The sequence below is a fragment of the Jatrophihabitans sp. genome (assembly GCF_051960575.1).
Taxonomy (GTDB): domain Bacteria; phylum Actinomycetota; class Actinomycetes; order Mycobacteriales; family Jatrophihabitantaceae; genus JBQCEE01.
The window spans coordinates 1-4,362 of the sequence record NZ_JBQCEE010000005.1 but is presented as its reverse complement, the minus strand read 5'-3'; the positions used below and the strand labels follow the sequence as shown (position 1 = coordinate 4,362).

5 protein-coding genes are annotated in these 4,362 nt (G+C 74.5%); 1 reads left to right on the top strand and 4 read right to left on the bottom strand.

The features are described 5' to 3' along the window. Positions 1 to 33: 33 nt before the first annotated feature. From ACTHMS_RS00180 to ACTHMS_RS00165, 4 genes are read right to left on the bottom strand one after another with little or no spacing between them, the layout of a single operon-like run. Entirely contained in the window at positions 34 to 1,635 is a 1,602-nt protein-coding gene (locus tag ACTHMS_RS00180) for a phospho-sugar mutase (protein WP_440304655.1), read from the bottom strand. Continuing rightward, positions 1,614 to 2,429, bottom strand: coding sequence for an NAD-dependent epimerase/dehydratase family protein (locus ACTHMS_RS00175; protein ID WP_440304654.1), 816 nt, complete (start codon positions 2,427 to 2,429; stop codon positions 1,614 to 1,616). The genes ACTHMS_RS00180 and ACTHMS_RS00175 overlap by 22 nt, the downstream gene beginning before the upstream one ends. Then, positions 2,426 to 3,220, bottom strand: coding sequence for a purine-nucleoside phosphorylase (locus ACTHMS_RS00170; protein WP_440304653.1), 795 nt, complete (start codon positions 3,218 to 3,220; stop codon positions 2,426 to 2,428). Before ACTHMS_RS00170 ends, ACTHMS_RS00175 begins: the two co-directional genes overlap by 4 nt. Positions 3,221 to 3,277: 57 nt before the next feature. Beyond that, positions 3,278 to 3,616, bottom strand: coding sequence for a TraR/DksA family transcriptional regulator (locus ACTHMS_RS00165; protein WP_440304652.1), 339 nt, complete (start codon positions 3,614 to 3,616; stop codon positions 3,278 to 3,280). 191 nt (positions 3,617 to 3,807) lie between these two features. Here ACTHMS_RS00165 and ACTHMS_RS00160 point away from each other — a divergent pair. Beyond that, on the top strand, positions 3,808 to 4,362 hold a 555-nt coding region (locus ACTHMS_RS00160), incomplete at its 3' end, for a methylmalonyl-CoA mutase family protein (protein WP_440304651.1).

The window sequence follows — 4,362 nt, the reverse complement described above, 5'->3', positions numbered from 1 at the left end:
CCACGGTCACCGACGTCTGGACCGGGTGAGGGCTCACCCGCCCACCGCGGCGCACCCCCCCGCGCGCGGCGCGCCACGCCGAGCGGCGGCCCCGCGGCCCCCGCCGCCGGGCTCGACCACCTCGAGGTAGGCCTTGAGCTTCGGCTCGGTGCCCGACGGGCGGATCACCACGCGCGCGCCGTCGGCCGTCCACCGCACCCCGTCGGTGCGGGGCAGCAGGTCCTCGACGGTGCAGGGCGCCCCGAGCAGGGTCGCCGGCGGCGCGGCGCGCAGCCGCTGCATCAGCGTCGCGATCTCGTCCAGCACCGTGACCCGCACCGAGACTTGGTCGGTGACGTGGCGGCCGTGCTCGGTGGCGAGCTCGTCGAGCCGCTGCGGCAGCGACGATCCGGCCGCCTTGAGCGACGCGGCCAGTTCGGCGAGCAGCAGCGCCGCGCTGACGCCGTCCTTGTCGCGCACCAGGCCCGGCGCGACCGCATAGCCGAGGGCCTCCTCGTAGCCGTAGACCAGGTCGTCGGCGGCGCGCGAGATCCACTTGAAGCCGGTGAGGGTCTCGGCATACCCCACGCCGTGGGCACGGGCGAGCGCGCCGAGCATCGACGACGACACGATCGTCGTCGCGTACGTGCCGCGGACACCCTTGCGCAGCAGGGCGTCGGCCAGCAGCACGCCGACCTCGTCGCCACGCAGCGGCCGCCACGTGCCGTCGGGCAGCGGCACCGCGGCGGCGCAGCGGTCGGCGTCGGGATCGTTGGCGATCACCAGGTCGGCGCCGGTGTCGGCCGCGAGCGCGAGCGCGAGGTCGAGCGCGCCGGGCTCCTCGGGGTTGGGGAACGAGACGGTCGGGAACTCGGGATCGGGGTCGGCCTGCTGCGGCACGCTGCGCACGTCGGCGAACCCGGCACGGGCGAGCACCGCGCGCACGATCTCGGTGCCCACGCCGTGCATCGCGGTGTGCACGATGCGCAGGTCGCGCGGGCCGGGCGCGACGAGTCCGACGATCGCGTCGACGTAGGCCGTCACGACCTCCTCACCGAGCACGGTGACGCCGTCGGGCGCCAGCGCGATGCCGCGCACCGACGGCACGGCCCGGATCGCCGCCTCGATCTCGGCGTCGGTCGGCGGCACGATCTGCGCGCCGTCCGCCGCGTAGACCTTGTAGCCGTTGTCCTGCGGGGGGTTGTGCGACGCCGTCACCATGACGCCGGCCGCCGCGCCGAGGTGCCGGACGCAGAAGGCGAGCACCGGCGTCGGCAGGGTGCGCGGCAGCAACCGGGCGTCGAACCCGGCGGCGGCGAAGATAGCTGCCGAGTCACGCGCGAAGTCGAGCGAGCCATGACGGGCGTCATAGCCGACCACCACGACGCCGCCCGCCCGGCCGTCGGTGCCCAGCCAGGCCGCCAGCCCGGCCGCTGCTCTTCGTACGACGGCGCGGTTCATGCCGTTCGGGCCGGCACGCAGTGGCCCGCGCAGCCCGGCCGTGCCGAAGGTGAGCGGGCCCGCAAACCGGTCGGCCAGCTCGTCGTCGGCGCCGGTGTTCAACAGGTGTTGCAGCTCGGCCGCCGCTGACTCGTCGACCTCGTCCGCGATCCAGGCCTCGACCTCGGCGCGGGTCACCACGGCTGGTGCGCCCATCGTGCGGCGACCTCGTCCAAGCCGTACTCCGCGGTGGCGAACGCACCGCCGAGCGGTGCGCCCGCAGCGGCGGTGACGCCGTCACCGATCGCCCCGGCGAACGCCTCGGCGTCGTCCTGCGGCCGGTAGCCCAACGCCTCGGCACCCGCCAGTGACCACTGGCGACGGGTGTTCGCGGAGACTCCCCAGACGACGGCCCAGGTGAGATCGGGGCTGGTGAGGCACGCATCGACCAGCCGGGCGCAGTCGCCGGGCGAGAGCCAGGCCGACAGCGTCCGCTCGTCGTGCGGGCGGTCGCCGAAGTAGCCGATGCGCAGGCAGGCGACCCGCAACCCGTACCGCTCGGCGTAGTAGCGGCCGAGCGCCTCGCCGAAGGCCTTGCTGACGCCGTAGAGGGTGTCCGGGCGGGGCAGCAGGTCGTCGGGCACCTGCTCGCCGGTGGGCGGGTTCGGCGTGAACCCGACCGCGTGGTTCGACGACGCGAACACCACGCGCCCGACGCCCGCCCGTCGGGCCGCCTCGAAGACCTGGAACGTGCCCTCGATGTTCGCCTCGCGGATCTCGGGCCACGGCACCTCGTTCGGTCGGCCGGCGAGGTGCACGACGGAGTCGACGCCCGCCATGGCTGCGTCGAGGTCTGCGGGGGAGGTGATGTCACCGACCCGGCAGTCGGCCGAGGGGTCGTCCAGCGGCACGCGGTCGAGGCCGCGCACGGTATGGCCGAGGGCCGGCAGCCGCTGCAGCAACGCGCCGCCGACGGCTCCCGCCGCACCGGTGACCAGCACGGTCGTCACAGCTGGGGGATCAGCTCGCCGAGCAGGGCCCCCATGCGGGTGGCCGAGGCGCGGCCGGCGGCCAACACCTCCTCGTGGTCGAGCTTGTCGCCGAGGCCGGCCGCGAGGTTGGTGACGAGCGAGAGGCCGAGCACCTCGAGGCCCTCGGCGCGCGCGGCGACCGCCTCGAGCACCGTCGACATGCCGACCAGGTCGGCGCCGAGCACGCCCGCCATGCGGACCTCGGCCGGCGTCTCGTACTGCGGGCCGGGGAACATCGCGTAGACACCCTCGGCGATCGACGGGTCGATGCCCTGCACGAGTGCCCGTAAACGCTTCGAGTACACCTCGCTCAGGTCGACGAACCGCGGCCCCACGAGCGGCGTGCGCCAGGTCAGGTTGAGATGGTCGCTGATCAGCACGGGGTCGCCGACCTGCATGCCGGGCCGCAGCCCGCCGCAGGCGTTGGTCAGGACGAGCACCCGGCAGCCGGACGCCGCCGCGACGCGCACACCGTGCACGACCGGGTCGACGCCGCGTCCCTCGTAGAGGTGCGTGCGCCCGAGGAACGCCATCAGTCGCACGCCGCCGACGTCGACCGACCGGATGCGTCCGGCATGGCCCTCGACGGCCGGTGGCAGGAAGCCCGACAGCTCGGTCACCGGCACCTCGGCGACGGTCTCGCCGAGCCGCTCGATCGCGGGCACCCAGCCGGAGCCGAGGACGAGGGCGACGTCGTGACGCTCGATGCCGGTGAGCCGCTTGAGCTGGGCGGCGGCGTCGCGGGCGAGCACGGTGGGGTCGTCGGTCACCCCGCTCACCCTAGGCCCGCGCGGGGCCGTGCCGGGAGCACGACGACGGCCCGGGCGTCAGCCCGGTGAGGCCGCCTGGCGGCAGGGCAGGCAGCGGTCGGCGTGCGGCACCGCCTGCAGGTCGGCGAGGGGGATGTGGGCGTTGCACTCGGTGCAGCGCCCGTAGGTGCCCTCCTCGATCCGCCACAGCGCGCGCTGCACGGCGAAGAAGGCGGCGCGGGCGCCGGCCCGCAGCGCCTGCGCGACCTCGTGGTCGGCGCTGGCGAACGGACCACCCTCGGGACGCGCCAGCTGCAGCAGCTGGTCGGCGCGGAAGGCGCGCTGCTGCTCGAGCTCCGCGCGCAGGGCGGCGAGGTGGGCGGGCGAGAGGCGCTGCGTCACGTGATCGTCGATCACGCGGGTCCTCCCTGCCGTCATCATCATGGTTCCTTCGTCCGACCGGTCATGCAGGCCAGTCTTGGTGGCCTACCCGGAATCGACCCCGGAGTCAGCTGTGCATCGCCTGTTCGTCCGATCACGTCCGCGGGCTTCGAGGCATTGGCCACCTCGAGGGGTGGACGCGGCGTCATCGCCCATAAGATCCAGCCATGTCCGACCAGCTCGAGTCGCTGCCGCTCGCCGCGGATTTCCCGTCCGTGGAACGCGACGAGTGGCGGCAGGCGGTGGCGGCGGTGCTGGCGAAGTCCGGTGTCGCCGCAGATCGTGACCCCGAGGTGCACCTCAGCGCCACGACCTACGACGGCATCGTGATCAAGCCGTTGTACACGGCCGAGGACGCCCCGTCGAGTGAGATCACCGGTGTGCCCGGGCGACCACCGTTCACGCGTGGCGCGACCGCCGACGGTGCAACCGTTTCCGGTTGGGACGTTCGTCAGCGCATCGTCGGCGCCGACGCCAAGCACGTGAACGAGGCGGTGCTCGGCGATCTCGCCACGGGCACCACGTCGATCTGGCTGCCGCTCGGTGCCGGCTCGGGGGTCGGGGTCGCCGAGCTCGCCGCGGCGCTCGAGGGTGTCTACCTCGACCTCGCGCCGATCGCGCTGGACGCCGGTGCGGACACCGCGGCCGCGGCCCCGGGGTTGGTGGAGCTGGCGGGGCGGCGCGGGGTGGCCGCCGGCGAGCTGCGCGGCACCATCGGCGCC